This window comes from Neisseria sp. P0004.S004 (assembly GCF_051963335.1).
Classification (GTDB): Bacteria; Pseudomonadota; Gammaproteobacteria; order Burkholderiales; family Neisseriaceae; genus Neisseria.
Map to the genome: position 1 here is coordinate 1 of NZ_JBQCUK010000009.1, position 13,975 is coordinate 13,975.

At 51.1% G+C, this 13,975-nt stretch carries 11 protein-coding genes, 1 tRNA gene and 1 riboswitch; of the genes, 3 read left to right on the forward strand and 9 right to left on the reverse strand.

Annotated elements, in window-relative coordinates; all coding sequences use genetic code 11:
* Window positions 1-171: 171 nt before the first annotated feature.
* The 7 genes from ACTHRY_RS08700 to metK all read right to left on the reverse strand — a co-directional run bounded on the left by ACTHRY_RS08700 (window position 172) and on the right by metK (window position 7,269).
* Complete coding sequence (locus ACTHRY_RS08700; RefSeq protein ID WP_049323806.1) at window positions 172-996, reverse strand: undecaprenyl-diphosphate phosphatase; 825 nt, start codon at window positions 994-996, stop codon at window positions 172-174.
* A gap of 44 nt (window positions 997-1,040) precedes the next feature.
* On the reverse strand, window positions 1,041-1,682 hold the full coding sequence (locus tag ACTHRY_RS08705; protein ID WP_049323875.1) for a thiol:disulfide interchange protein DsbA/DsbL: 642 nt from the start codon (window positions 1,680-1,682) through the stop codon (window positions 1,041-1,043).
* Window positions 1,683-1,693: 11 nt separating this feature from the next.
* A complete protein-coding gene (locus tag ACTHRY_RS08710; protein ID WP_049323807.1) occupies window positions 1,694-2,755 on the reverse strand; it encodes an SPOR domain-containing protein in 1,062 nt (353 codons plus the stop codon).
* 154 nt (window positions 2,756-2,909) lie between these two features.
* Window positions 2,910-4,406, reverse strand: coding sequence for a YifB family Mg chelatase-like AAA ATPase (locus tag ACTHRY_RS08715; protein WP_049323808.1), 1,497 nt, complete (start codon window positions 4,404-4,406; stop codon window positions 2,910-2,912).
* Between the two features lie 13 nt (window positions 4,407-4,419).
* Window positions 4,420-4,740 (reverse strand): accessory factor UbiK family protein, encoded by a 321-nt coding sequence (locus ACTHRY_RS08720; RefSeq protein WP_049323809.1) that lies wholly within the window; start codon window positions 4,738-4,740, stop codon window positions 4,420-4,422.
* A gap of 124 nt (window positions 4,741-4,864) precedes the next feature.
* Window positions 4,865-5,929, reverse strand: coding sequence for a DUF1176 domain-containing protein (locus tag ACTHRY_RS08725; RefSeq protein WP_440374195.1), 1,065 nt, complete (start codon window positions 5,927-5,929; stop codon window positions 4,865-4,867).
* A gap of 170 nt (window positions 5,930-6,099) precedes the next feature.
* Window positions 6,100-7,269: a methionine adenosyltransferase gene (gene metK, locus ACTHRY_RS08730; protein WP_049323811.1), complete on the reverse strand. Its 1,170-nt coding sequence runs from the start codon at window positions 7,267-7,269 to the stop codon at window positions 6,100-6,102.
* 173 nt (window positions 7,270-7,442) lie between these two features.
* Window positions 7,443-7,553, reverse strand: a riboswitch (SAM-I-IV-variant riboswitch).
* 108 nt (window positions 7,554-7,661) lie between these two features.
* Between metK and ACTHRY_RS08735 the strand changes: the two genes are divergently transcribed.
* Entirely contained in the window at window positions 7,662-8,543 is an 882-nt protein-coding gene (locus ACTHRY_RS08735; protein ID WP_049323813.1) for a lysophospholipid acyltransferase family protein, read from the forward strand.
* Window positions 8,544-8,591: 48 nt separating this feature from the next.
* On the opposite strand, the gene ACTHRY_RS08740 is transcribed toward ACTHRY_RS08735, so the two are convergent.
* Window positions 8,592-8,668, reverse strand: a tRNA-Pro gene (locus tag ACTHRY_RS08740).
* Between the two features lie 205 nt (window positions 8,669-8,873).
* On the opposite strand from ACTHRY_RS08740, the gene recC reads away from it, so the two are divergent.
* Both recC and ACTHRY_RS08750 read left to right on the forward strand, forming a co-directional pair.
* Entirely contained in the window at window positions 8,874-12,173 is a 3,300-nt protein-coding gene (gene recC, locus ACTHRY_RS08745) for an exodeoxyribonuclease V subunit gamma (RefSeq protein WP_049323814.1), read from the forward strand.
* A gap of 3 nt (window positions 12,174-12,176) precedes the next feature.
* Entirely contained in the window at window positions 12,177-12,683 is a 507-nt protein-coding gene (locus ACTHRY_RS08750) for a thioredoxin family protein (RefSeq protein ID WP_049323815.1), read from the forward strand.
* A 110-nt stretch (window positions 12,684-12,793) separates the two neighbouring features.
* Here ACTHRY_RS08750 and lapB read toward each other — a convergent pair whose 3' ends face one another.
* Window positions 12,794-13,963, reverse strand: coding sequence for a lipopolysaccharide assembly protein LapB (gene lapB, locus ACTHRY_RS08755; protein ID WP_049323816.1), 1,170 nt, complete (start codon window positions 13,961-13,963; stop codon window positions 12,794-12,796).
* Window positions 13,964-13,975 lie beyond the last annotated feature (12 nt).

Sequence of the window (13,975 nt, forward strand, 5' to 3'; positions counted from 1 at the left end):
GAAGATGAAGGGGAAGGGTAGCTGTGCGGACGGCGAGGAGATATTTAGGGGTAATGATGCGGAGTGTCGGCCTTTTACGGGGTAGAAATCTGATCTAAAGGGGGGACGCGGATAAAGGAGAAGAAAAAGGACGTGCGCGGGCACGTCCTTTGAGGAGAATGAAGGGAGCGATTATTCGCTCCAGCTGACTATGCCTAGCATCCAAGTAAGGAGAATCAGACCACCGAATACGATGCGGTAGTAGGCAAAAGGAACATAGTTTTTACTGGAAACAAATTTCAGCAAAGCTTTTACTGCTAATAAACCGGCGATAAATGCTGCGATAAAACCGATGGCAATTTGTCCGACATCTTGCAAGGTAAAGAGTTTGTAGTTTTTTAAGATGTCGTAACCTGTTGCCGCAATCATCATTGGTACGGCAAGGAAGAATGAAAATTCGGTAGCCGTTTTACGTTCCAGCCCCCACAGCATACCACCCATGATGGTACTGCCTGAACGTGATGTCCCAGGGATAAGGGCACAAATTTGGGCGCATCCTACAACAAATGCGTCAATTGGGCGCATATCATCGACATGGTTGACTTTAGGTTTGGCTGTTGTTTGGCGTTTTTCAACCCATAAAATGAAGAAGCCGCCCAATACCAGCATGGTAGCAACGGTAATCGGGTTGAAAAGATGCAATTTAATTTGTTTACTGAATAAGAGGCCAACAATCGCAGCAGGGATGAACGCGATAAATAAATTCAGCACAAATCGATTGGCTGTTCGCTCTTTGCCTAGTCCTTTTATGATATGGGTAAATCGTTGGCGATATTCGAATACGACGGCTAATACGGCACCGAGCTGGATGGCGATTTCGAATACTTTTCCGTTACTTCGGAAATTCATTAAGTTGCCGAATACAATCAAGTGACCGGTACTTGAAATGGGGAGGAACTCGGTTAAACCTTCGATGATACCGAGAATAAGTGCTTTAAATAAAATCAGAATGTCCATAAGTTTTCAGACGGCCTTGAGGCCGTCTTTCTTTTGTTGAATAGTTAAAGTGGTTTTGAGGATTGTTCGCGGCGGACTTTAATGATGAGTTCGTCTATGGTTTTCATACCGGCTTTCCAGTCGCTACCGTTGAAATTGACTTTGTATTTACCACCGACAATGACAGTTGGTGTGTTTTCAATTCGATAAGTTTCCGTCAATTGCTGCATTTTTGCAGCAGCCAATGCGGCAGCAGGGCTGTTGTAGGCTTGAAGCAGTTTTTGACTGTCAAAACTTGTCTGTTTGCCGACCCATGTGCGGAATACATTTGCATCAGCCAAGTTAATCTTCTGTTCGTAAACGGCTTTGAAGATGACTGGATTGGCCTGATATTTCAAACCTGAAATATTGACGGCAGCGGCTACCTTGGCCAAGCCCAACATTTCAGGCATCCAAACGACGTGTTCTGTCCGTAAGGAAACATCTTTGGCGAAGGTTTTGCTGTGTTGCAACAAAACCGGATCGAGATGGTAACAATGGACGCAGAAGTAGCCGAAAAATTCTAGCACTTCAATTTTTCCGGCTTGCTGCTGCGGGATAGGGCGACTAAGAACGGTATAGTCCACGCCTTCGATAGCAGCCTGCGCACTCAGACTGAGCAGGCTCAGGCTGAGTGCGGCAATGGTTTGTTTCATACGCTGCTTCATCAGTGATTCCATTATTTGGTAGAACGAATCAAGCTGTTGATATTATGGCCTTGCAGGTTTTTTTGCAGTTTCACAGCGGCTTCCTGCGGCATGGTGTTACTTTGAACTCGATAAATGGTTTTGTCGCCGTTTTGCGATTCAACCACTTTGGAAGACACACCTAAAATAGCCAATTTTGCACGTTGTGAGTCTGCGCTGGAGCGGTCTGCATATGAACCAAGTTGCAGGAATGCCTTTTTACCACTGTTGGCAGCTGCTTCGGTTTTTTCTGCCGATTGTTTGCCAGCGGCGTTGCTGCTTTCTTTTGTTGCAGAGGCATTTGCAGCTTTGCGTGCTTTTTCGATGCTGCCGCTGTTGAGGATTTGCTCAGGTGTCGGCTTGTTTTGTTTTTTGGCTTCGGCTGCTTTTTTCTCAGCCAATTTGCGCTCGGCACGCTCTTTTTGTTTGTCGGTCAGTTGGTCGGCCGTTTTTTTGTCTTTTGCAGTTTTATCGGCAGCTTCTTTTTCAGCTTTGGCTTTTTCTGCGCGTTTTTTTTCTAATTCGGCTTTTTTCTCGGCCAGTTTTTTCTTGGCGGCTTCTTTTTCTGCTTCCGCTTTTGCAGCTTTTTCTTTGGCTTCACGTTCGGCTTTGTCGGCGGCGGCTTTTTCAGCTTTTTCTTTAGCTTCGCGTTCGGCTTTTTCTGCTTCAGCTTTATCCGCTTTTTCTTTGGCCTCACGCTCGGCTTTTTCCTGAGCCTCTTTTTCTGCTTGTGCCGCTTTCTCTTCAGCTTCTTTGGCAGCCTTTTCAGCCGCTTCTTTTGCTTTGGCTTCTTTCTCCGCCGCTTCTTTTTCAGCTTTGGCTTTTTCTTCATCTGCTTGGCTAGACGAATTGTCGGTGGCAGGGCGTTTCTCTGCTTTGTCTTGAGGCTTCAGGATTTCAGGTTCTTCACTTTGTTTAGGCTGGGTCAGCTCTTTGAAAACGTTTTGGTTGCCTTGGTTCAGGAAGAACAAAATACCGGCAATAATACCTGTTGCCAGTATCAGGCCGAAAAAGAAACCGGCCAAGCCTTTACCATATTGTGTAGATTTTTTCATGACTTACCTTGTAATAATGGGTTCAGACGGCCTGAAGGGAGACTGTCTGAGTTTGAATTTGATATTTTATCAATAACCGTTATGGACGGCAAAATCCTGATGCTTTGTTTACTCTAGTTTTACTTAAACATAAAGATTCAGGCCGTCTGAAAAGTTAGAGGGCGCGACGGAAACCGATGGCTTTCATCACATGGGTTTTACTGACTTCTTCGTCGCCTGCCAAATCGGCCAGCGTACGGGCAACGCGCATGATGCGGTGGAAGCTTCGAGCGGAAAGGGACAGTTTTTCGAGCATGGTTCCCAAGGCTTCTTGCGCTTCTTTTTGGATACGGGCTTTGCCATCGAGCTCGCTGACACTCAATTCGGCATTAACTTTGCCTTGTCGGCCGTATTGGATTTTGCGCGCGGCGGTAACGCGTTCTAATACGGCGGCACTGGATTCGCCGGCTTCTTGTTGCATCAGCTCGGCAGCGGAAAGGCTGGGTACTTCGATGGTTAAATCAATGCGGTCGAGTAATGGCCCTGAAATTTTGCTGCGGTAACGGGCGATGCTTTCAGGCGTGCAGCGGCAAGGTTTGGACGGATGACCGAGATAGCCGCAAGGGCAGGGGTTCATGGCGGCGACGAGCTGGAATTTGGCCGGATAAACGGCTTGGCGTGCGGCGCGGGAAATATGGATTTCGCCGTTTTCCAAAGGTTCGCGCAATACTTCCAATACTTTACGGTCAAACTCGGGTAATTCGTCTAAAAACAACACACCGTGGTGCGCCAATGAAATTTCACCCGGACGCGGGTCTGAACCGCCGCCGACCATGGCGGCCGAGCTGGCGCTGTGGTGGGGACTGCGGAAAGGACGGTTGTTGTCGAGTTGCTGTTGATGGTTGGGTAGGAGCGAACGCAATGCCCAGACTTCGACCAATTCGTCTTCGGTCAAAGGCGGAAGGATACCGGGCAAACGTTGCGAAAGCATGGATTTGCCTGTACCCGGAGGGCCCATCATCAGCAGGCTGTGTCCGCCTGCTGCGGCGATTTCCAAGGCGAGGCGGGCGGTATGTTGGCCTTTGACATCGGCTAAGTCGGGTATTTTACTTTGTTCAGACGGCCTTTGTGGCAGTTTGCATTCGGTTTGTGTCAACGGTTCGATGCCGTTTAAATGGGCGGCCACTTCGCCCAAAGAACGTGCGCCATAAACCGCAATGCCACGCATGACGGCAGCCTGTTCGGCATTTTCTTGCGGCAAGACGAACGAACGGCCGGCCTGCATTCCCTGCCATGCCATGGCCAGCGCGCCGCGTACGGGACGCAGCAGTCCGGACAGCGCCAATTCTCCGGCAAACTCATATTGCGCGAGCTTTTCAGGGTTGATTTGTCCCGATGCGGCAAGAATGCCTAAGGCAATCGGTAAATCGAAACGGCCGGATTCTTTGGGGAGGTCGGCCGGTGCGAGGTTGACGGTAATTTTCTTGGCGGGGAAGTCGAAGCCGCTTTGGATGATGGCGGCACGCACGCGGTCGCGGCTTTCTTTGACTTCAGTATCGGGCAAACCGACGATATTGAAATGTGGCAAGCCGTTGGCAAGGTGGGCTTCCACTTCGACCAACGGCGCGTTCATACCGCTTAAGGCGCGGCTGTAAACCAAAGCAAGCGACATGTTTCAGACGGCCTTATTCGGCGGCTTCGGTTTGTTGTGCGATTTCGGCAACTGCTTCTTCGGCAGCTTCTTCGGCAGCTTTCAAAGCAGCTTCTTCAGGCTCTTGGGCGGCTTCGAGTTTGGCCAAACGGGCTTCCAATTCGGCCAGCTTGGTACGGGTTTTAATCAAAACCTGTTGTTGGATGTCGAATTCTTCTCGGGTTACCAAATCCATGCGGTTGAACGCGCTGCCGAGCATGGCTTTAACGTTTTTTTCCATGTCTTTGGCAGGGCTGTTGGCGATGGTTTCGCTGATTTTGGAGCTGACTTCTTCAAAAAGTTGTTTGCCGAACATAATCCGTATCCTTTATTCAGAATGTATATAGAAATTCAAGTGGCTATTGTATAAGGAAAAAGGCCGTCTGAAAACGGGAATTTTGAGACGGCCTTTGCTTTCTATCGTAAATATTCCGTGTCTTTTAACGCTCAACACGGGCTTCAAAAATAGGCATCAGCCATGCGCCGCCTGTGAAGCCTTTGCATGAACCGGTGGTGTGTTCCTCACTGCGGACAAACGTTTTACCGTCCCACACTGCGGCATTGCCCGACCAGCAATCACCTATGCCGCGGCCTTTGAAGCTGCCGCTAAGGGTGGCTGTTTTCTCATCGAATCCGCCGTGCCCGCCGTATGTCATTGGTGGCAGTACTTGTTCGATTTTGGTTAATTTTTTGTCGGCAATGACATAGTAGCCGCTGGTTTGATAGGCTCCGCCGATACAGACGGCCTCCACTAAAACTTGTTGTTTGTTGAGCGGATAAATATTTAGGCTGCGGTTCCAATCCATTTGCTCTTTATTGTGCAGGGCGTAACAGTAATTATCGTCGCCTTCAGAAACACGGTTGCTGTTGCGCAGCAGCTTCATGACGGCGCTGTGGCGCGGTGTGTCTTGTTCCAGTATATCGCCTGCTGTTTTCGGTACGGCAACGGCGCGGATGACGGGTTTGGGCTGCGGGCTGAGGACTGCCTGACTGCTGTTGCCTTTGCGTATCAGCGCGGAAGGCGTGTTCAGACGGCCTTGGAATTCGTCCGCTTTCAACATCGCCGCCACCGCGCCTTTGTCGGACAAGTGCCATTCATATTTGCCGGCGCGGATGCTGATTTTGCTTTCTTTTTTCAACACTTCGAGCAAGGCGTTGGTTTGCGCGCTGTTCAATTTGCCTTGGCCTTTTTTGTTCAACGCCAATTTGCCCAGTGATTTGCCGTTCAACATCAATTCGTTGCGGGCCGCCACACGGGCGAGTTGCCTATCATCGTCGTTAAACGGCAGCAGGGAAACTTCGCCGGCAACGGCGGCGTTCGCCCCCGCTTTTCGGGTAAACAAGATGGAAACCGGCGTTTCTGTTTCGTCCGCCTGATATCCGGCAAGACGGCAGGTGCCGGTATTGTCGCAGGCAATGTCCCAGTCTTGGTAATTTTGATAAAAGCCTTGAGGCGGAGCAGCCAGTGCGGTGGCAGGTAAAACAGCCAGCAGCCATTTTTTCATGATGCATTCTTTCAAATTTATTTATGTAGATTCACACAGGCGGCATGGCAATCTAAAATTTGTTACGCTGTTTTGTGAAAATACGATGTGTCGTTCGTAAAGAGGTTTTGAATATTTAGATGTAAAAAAGGCCGTCTGAAATGCCTGTTCAGACGACCTTTATCGTCGTTTTATACGCCTGCGGCTGCTTTCAATGCGGCTGCTTTATCGGTACGCTCCCAAGTAAATTCAGGCTCCTCGCGGCCGAAGTGGCCGTAGGCGGCAGATTTGCTGTAAATCGGGCGCAAGAGGTCGAGCATTTGGACGATGCCTTTGGGGCGCAGGTCAAAATGTTTGCGAACCAAGGCAATTAGTTTTTCTTCGCTGATTTTGCCGGTGCCGAAAGTATCGATGGAAATCGAAGTCGGTTCGGCAACGCCGATGGCATAGGAAACTTGGATTTGGCATTGGGTTGCCAAACCAGCGGCAACGATGTTTTTCGCAACATAGCGGCAGGCGTAAGCGGCGGAACGGTCCACTTTGGACGGGTCTTTGCCGGAGAATGCGCCGCCGCCGTGCGGAGCTGCGCCGCCGTAGGTATCGACGATGATTTTACGGCCGGTCAGACCGCAGTCGCCTTGAGGGCCGCCGATGACGAAGCGGCCGGTCGGGTTGATCAGGTATTTGGTTTCGTCGGTCAGCATTTCAGACGGCAGAACCGGTTTGATGATGTGTTCGATCACGGCGTTTTTCAGCTCTTCGTAACCGATAGACGGATCGTGCTGGGTGGACAGGACGACGGTGTCAATGCGTTTTACTTTGCCGGTTTCGCTGTCGTAAACCACGGTCAGTTGCGCTTTGGCATCAGGACGCAGCCAAGGCAGGCGGCCGTCTTTGCGCAATTCGCTTTGACGTTGCATCAGGCGGTGGCTGTAATAGATGGCAAACGGCATCAGGGTAGGGGTTTCGTCACAGGCATAGCCGAACATCAAACCTTGGTCGCCTGCGCCTTGATTCAAGTCGATGCCTTCGCCTTCGTTCACGCCTTGGGCGATGTCGGGGGATTGTTGGTCGTAGTACACGCCGACTGCGCAGCCGTTGGCGTCAAAGCCCAGCTCGGAGGAGTTGTAGCCGATGCGTTTGATGGTTTCGCGTGCGACTTTGATGTAGTCCACTTGGGCGGTGGTAGTAATTTCGCCTGCCAATACGCACAAGCCTGTGTTGACCAAGGTTTCTGCGGCGACACGCGCTTTGGGGTCTTGCGCCAAGATGGCATCCAAAATCGCATCGGATACTTGGTCGGCAACTTTATCCGGATGGCCTTCGGATACCGATTCGGAAGTAAACAGATATTCGCTCATTGCTATTCTTTCATTAAAAACAGGCTGCTGTGTTTTCAGACGGCCTTTTATTTCGGACAGCGGAAATCATAACAAAAACTCCGCTTTTTCTCTATACAAGTGAGAAACATTCGCACTTGCCTGCTGTTTCGGAATCCTGTTGCGCGTTTCTTACAGGCAAAAAAATTCCCGCATTAAGCGGGTTTGGATTGCTCTGGCGAGCCACATCGGTTTTTCAACCGTCCACCTTACCTTTCCGTTTGAAAAGCAGGTTGGCATGGAATTCCCAACTCTTAATGCAGCGCGGATAGTAGCAGAAAAGCAGGTGTGCCGCAATATATTTGCCCGAAGTCGGTTTTGTTCAGACGGCCTGTTTCGTTTACAATCTGTCCACTTCATTTTGGTAAAACCTTATGCAAACGCTTGTTACCTTTGTTTTTAAATTTTTGGCCGCGCTGCCTTTGGCTTGGTTGCACAAATTAGGCAACCTGCTGGGCGGTTTGGGTTTTCGCGTGCTGTCGAAAGATCGCCGGCGTGTTTTTGAAAACATGAAACTTGCCGGTTTGAACCCGACGGACGAGGCGGTGAAAAAAGTTTTCCGTGAAACGGCAAAAGGCGGCTTGGAATTGCCGGTGGCGTTTTTCAGACGGCCTGAAGAAATTGAAAACCTGTTTGTCAGCGTCAACGGTTGGGAACATGTTCAGACGGCCTTGAGCGCGGGCAAAGGTTTGCTGTTTATCACGCCGCACATCGGCAGCTATGATTTGGCGGGCCGCTACATCAGCCAGCAGCTGCCGTTTCCGCTGACGGCGATGTACAAGCCGCCGAAAATCAAGGCTTTTGATGCGGTGATGCAGGCAGGGCGCGTGCGCGGCAAGGGCAAGACTGCGCCGACCAGTATTCAGGGCGTCAAACAAATCATCAAAGCCCTGCGCGGCGGCGAAGCGACCATTGTGTTGCCGGACCATGTGCCGTCTCCGGAAGAAGGCGGCGACGGCGTGTGGGTGGACTTTTTCGGCAAACCTGCCTACACCATGACGTTGGCGGGCAAGCTGGCGCAAGTCAAAGGTGTGAAAGCTTTGTTTTTCTGCGGCGAGCGTCTGCCCGACGGCAAAGGCTTTGTCTTGCACATCGAGCCATTGCGCGGCGAATTGAACGGCGATAAGGAGAACGATGCGCGCGTGATCAATGAAAATACCGAATATTGGATACGCCGTTTTCCGGAACAATATTTGTTTATGTACAACCGCTACAAACATCCCGAAGGCGCGCCTTTCCCTCCGCCGGAAGTATAGGCTTGCCGAATGTAAAAAACCTGCTTGGATTCAAGCAGGTTTTGTATTTGGTCGGAATGAGAGGATTCGAACCTCCGACCCCTTCGTCCCGAACGAAGTGCGCTACCGGGCTGCGCTACATTCCGAATGTGGGGAATTATAGGATAGGAGAAGCCGGTTTGTACAGGGGGTCGATAAATAATTAATAATTGGCCGCCGATGGATTTGTTTTGTTTTAGGCCGTCTGAAGCGATGTGTTTCAGACGGCCTGTGTTTTTGTTTGCTGCTTCTGCTGAAGCATTTGTCCTAATGGCATTATAATGTGGGCAATTGTTTTTTAGATTGTCTGCTATGTTTTATCTTTATCAGTCCGACCGTTTGGAAGCGCTTGCCGAAATGTGCGCGCATATTCATCAGGCCTTGCCTTTGGATGCGGTATTGGCGCAGGAAGAAGTGGTGGTGCAGAGCCAGGGGATGCGGCGGTATCTGAATGTGTTTTTTGCGCGCAAACTCGGCGTGGCGGCGAATTTGAAGTTCAGCCTGCCGGCCGGTTTGGCGTGGCAGCTGATGCGTAAATTGGTTCCCGATGTGCCGCCGCTCAGCCCGTTTTCGCCTGAGGTCATGCGTTGGCGTTTGCTGGATTTGTTCCGCAGCGAAGCGTTTCAGACGGCCCCGGAATACGAAAACGTGCGCCTGAAGCTGGCAAGTTATTTACAAAGCTCGGCATCGGCGGATTATCAGCTTGCCGGACAAATGGCGGATATTTTCGACCAATATTTGGTGTACCGGCCGGATTGGATTGATGCGTGGCAGGCAGGGAAGCTGCTGGGCTTGGGCGATGATGAGGATTGGCAGGCGCGGTTGTGGCGTTATTTGGACGATGGCAGCCAATCGGCGCCGCACCGCGTGGCCTTGTGGGAAAAATTGTTGGCGCAGTTGGATAAATCGGTCTTGCCGCAAAGGTTGTTTGTATTCGGCATTTCGACAATGGCGCCGATGTATCTGCAACTGCTGCACCAAATTTCCAAGCATTGCGATGTTTTTGTGTTTGCGCTCAATCCGAGCAGCCAATATTGGGGCGAGGTCATTGACGAGGCACAGATTTTGAAAAGGGGCGATGAGGCGGATTTGTCGCAGGCAGGGCATCCGCTGTTGGCTTCTTTGGGCAAGCAGGGGCGCGATTTCTTTGATTTTCTGTCGGAAGTGGAAACCGAGCAGGATATTCAGGTTTATGAAGAGGGAAAAGACGATACCTTGTTGCATTGCCTGCAAAACGATATCCAAAACTTAATCATGCCGTCTGAACGCTTATATCAACAGGAAGAAGGCGAAGCAGACGCGCAGCAGGCTTGGGTTCAAGTCCACGATGCGGACGGCAATCCGGTGTGTGTCGAGCCGGACAAGCTGTTGAACGACGGCTCGGTCAAAATCGTTGCGGCGCACAGCCCTTTGCGCGAATTGCAGATTTTGAAAGAAGAGCTGTCGCTGGTGTTGCAAAATAATCCCGACTGGCAGCCGCACGATATTGCCGTTTTGACGCCGAACATCGAGCCCTACAGCCCGTTTATCGAAGCCGTTTTTGGACAGGAGCAGGCGGGCAGTCAGGCGTTGCCGTATTCGATTTCAGATGTGAAACTCAGCCGCCGTCAGCCCTTGCTGTATGCTTTGGCGCAAACGTTGGACTTGCTGGAAAGCCGGTTTGAAGTGGACAAGGTTTTACCTTTGCTGGAAAGTCGGTTGGTGCTGCAACGCTTCGGTTTGAGCGAGGAAGATGTGCCGCTGCTGCATGAGGCTGTTGCCGGATTGAATGTGCATTGGGGTTTGGACCAAACCATGCGAGAGGGTAAAGACAACCTCTTTACTTGGCAGCAGGCAGTAGAGCGTTTGGCCTTGGGCTGGATGCTGCCCGAAGGCGGCAACGGCATGTGGCAGGGCGTGAGCGCGTGGCATAGCAACGTCAACCAGTTGGACGTGTTCAGCGGTTTTGCCGAATTTATCCGTACTTTGGCCGATATGGCGGCGCAATGGCAAGAGCCTGCCGATGTGGAAGGCTGGGTGCAGCGTTGCCGCGATTTGCTGGAGAAACTGTTTGCTCCGGATACGGACGACCAATACGCCAAGCAGCAGTTTGAGCAGTCTTTGGCGAAATGGCAGGAAGAGGCGCAGTTGGCCGAATTTGACGGATTGTTGCCGTGTAAAACCGTTATCCGCCATATCCGCCGCTTTTTGGACAGTGAAAGCCAAGCCGGATTTTTGAGCGGTGGCATTACTTTTTGCAGTATGGTGCCGATGCGCAGCCTGCCGTTTAAAATGGTTTGCCTGTTGGGTTTGAATGACGGCGATTTTCCGCGCAATACCAAAGCGGCGGTGTTCGACCTGATTGCCAAACATCCGAAAAAAGGCGACCGCGCCCGCCGCGACGACGACCGTTATCTTTTCCTCGAAGCCTTAATTAGCGCGCGCGAAATGCTGTATTTGTCTTATATCGGCCGCGATATACGCAATGATGCCGAGTTTGCACCGTCTTCGTTAATCAGCGAGCTGCTGGATACTATTGCCGCCATGACGGGGAGAAGCGGGCGCGAGTTGGCGGAGAAATGGGTGAAACATCATCCTTTGCAGGCGTTTTCGCGCCGTTATTTCCAAAAGGACGCGCTTTCAGACGGCCTCTTCAGTACGCGCCAAGATTACGCCGATGCGCTGAACCAACCGCCAGTAGAAGCGCAGCCGTTTTTCCTTGAGGCTTTAAGTCAGGAAGAACCGGACAAAACCATTCAGCAGGGCGAGCTTATCAGTTTTTGGCGCAACCCTGTCAAAGTTTGGCTGAAGAGAAATTTAAGCTGGGATCAGCCGTATTTGGACGGCGCATGGGAATCTGCCGAACCGTTTGAGCCGCAACATGAAGGCCGGATTGCCGATGCCTATTTGGATGCGCGGCGCAAAGGTGAAGATTTTGAAGATACGGCCATTCGGCTGAATGCAGAAAGCCTGATGCCGGTAGGCGAGTTGGGCGGTTTATGGCAGAAGCAGTATCAAATATCTGCGAAAAACGTAGATGCCGAGCTGATACGCAGTGACAAAAGGCCGTCTGAACCTTATGAATTACACTTTGACGACTTGGTTGTACAAGGCACCATCGGCAATCTTTACGAATGCGGCCACATTGTGTTCCAAAACCAAAAAGACAATGCGCCCAACCGCATTGCCCGTTTATTGGAGCATTTGATTTTTTGCGCCGTCGCCCCTCAATCCGTTGCCAACCGACAAACCCATATCATCAGCCTGGGACAGACCGAAACCTATGCCGCCATCGGGCAAGAGGCCGCGAGAGAGCTTTTGAAAGAATGGTTGGTATATTTCCGAATCGGACAAAATACCCCCTTGCCGTTTTTCGCCAAAACTAGCCTTGCCGCGGCGGAGGAGTACGGCAAGAAAGAAGATTGGGATGCCGCCTTGAGAAAAGCCTATGAGGTTTTTAACGGTAATAAAATGAACAAAGCGCAGAAAGAATATACCGAAGTGAAGCTGGTGTTTGGTCATTCGGACGAAGCGCCGCTTGAAGAGCCGTTATTTGAAAACCTTGTCGTCAATCTGCTTGTTCCGCTTTTGAACAGCGCGGCAGGGAAAAACAATGCAACAGAACAGGAGTAAAGCATGGCCACTTATACAGAATATTTGGATTTTGATACCGAAGAAGACAAATTGAAACAGCAGCAGCTTTATCAGGCGACCGAGCTGTCGGTGCAAACGGCAGCGGCGGTCAAAAAGATCAGCCGTCCGCAAAACTGGCTGCTTGCCGCTGCACCATATTGTCCCGATTGCCGCGTGTTTGTGCCGTTTATTCAGAAAATGGCGGAGTTGAACCCCAATATCCGTGTCAACTATATTGCCCGCAGTGATTTTGACGACAGCAGCCGTTTCGATAATCCGCGCCAACAGGAAATCGTCCGTACCAACCAAAAAATCCCTGCGCTGTTTTTAATCGGACATGAAGAAGCAGGGCCTGTGTTTAGCGAGTTTCCGCAAGTGGTGTTGAACCAAATTGCGGCAGATGAAACCCGTCGCACGGAATTGCGCGATGCATACCGTGCCGGCGAGTTTAATGCCGATGTTGAGGCTCAGATTGTAGCGGCGTTGGCATGGGCAGAGCAGCGTTGTTGAGCAAATATTGCCGGTGTGTGAAGCCATGTTTTGAACCGCTTTGATATTTTGTAATAAAAAGGCCGTCTGAAAAGATTTCAGACGGCCTTTTTTTAATGCTTAACGCTTGATTAAATTTCGATTTTATTCGGCGTAAAGGTTTGCCATTTGTTGCAGGCTGGGCAGTGCCAGAAGAAGACTTGGGATTTGAAGTGGCAGTTGCGGCAGCGGTACATGACACTTTTTTGCAGCTGGCGGCCGATAATGGAACGAATCATATCGGTATCGGCTTTCCACTCCGGATTCATATTGCTGAGTTTCAAACCAAGCAGGCGGTACACGCCGTTGAGGTCGGGTTTTTGGCGGACAAGTTCGACAGCGATTTGCGCCGCTTCGGTTTCGCCTTTGAGCAGCAGGGCTTTCTCGTAGATGACGTTGATCAGGTCAAGATCGGGAAAGGTCTGCATATAGCCGATAAGGCGGTTGAGGCCTTCTTCCTGTTTGCCTTGTGCGGCATAGGCTTCATAGAGTTTCTCGCCGACCATGCTCAAATAGGCGTGGTTTTGCTGCTCGATGGCGGAATACGCTTCCACGGCGGCAGGGAAGTTGCCCTGACGGTATTCGATGTCGCCGAGAATGATGTTGGCGCGCGTACATTTTTTGTTGGCTTCGAGCGCTTTGCCGATGTTGTAGCGGGCGGCGTCGAGGTTGGATTTAAACAGCGCGGCTTGGGCGATTTCGCAATAGAACTGGGCGATTTCAAACTGGTAGGTTTGTTCGTCATGGCTTAAGAGCTGTGCCATCTCGATGGCTTTTTCCCAGTCGCGGTCTTGTTGGTAAATGCTCAAAAGGTGTTGGCGGGCTTCGCGTGCCATATCGCCTTCCTGCAAACCGAGGAAGATTTGTTCGGCACGGTCCACCAAGCCTGCGCTTTGGTAGTTTTGCGCCAATTCAAAAAGCACGCGTGCGCGTTTTTCGTTGACGGTGTCGGGCGAATCGAGCAGGGCGCGGTGCATATTGATGGCTTTGTCGTTTTCGCCGCGTTGGCGGTAGAGCTTGCCTAAGGTCAGATTCAAGTCGTATGACTGCGGCTGCTGGTCGATGACTTCCGCCAATTCGCGCGCGGCGCGGCCGCTGTTGCGGTCAACGAGGGCGTCAAGGCTTTTGTAAAAGCCGGCAGGTATGCTTTTGGCCTGTTTCAGGACGGTCTTCATATCGACGCGCGCGGCAAACCAGCCCATAGCGAAGAAAACGGGGAGGAGGACGATGGGCAGTAAGATGACCCACAATTCGTTGTCCATGGTATTCCTTTA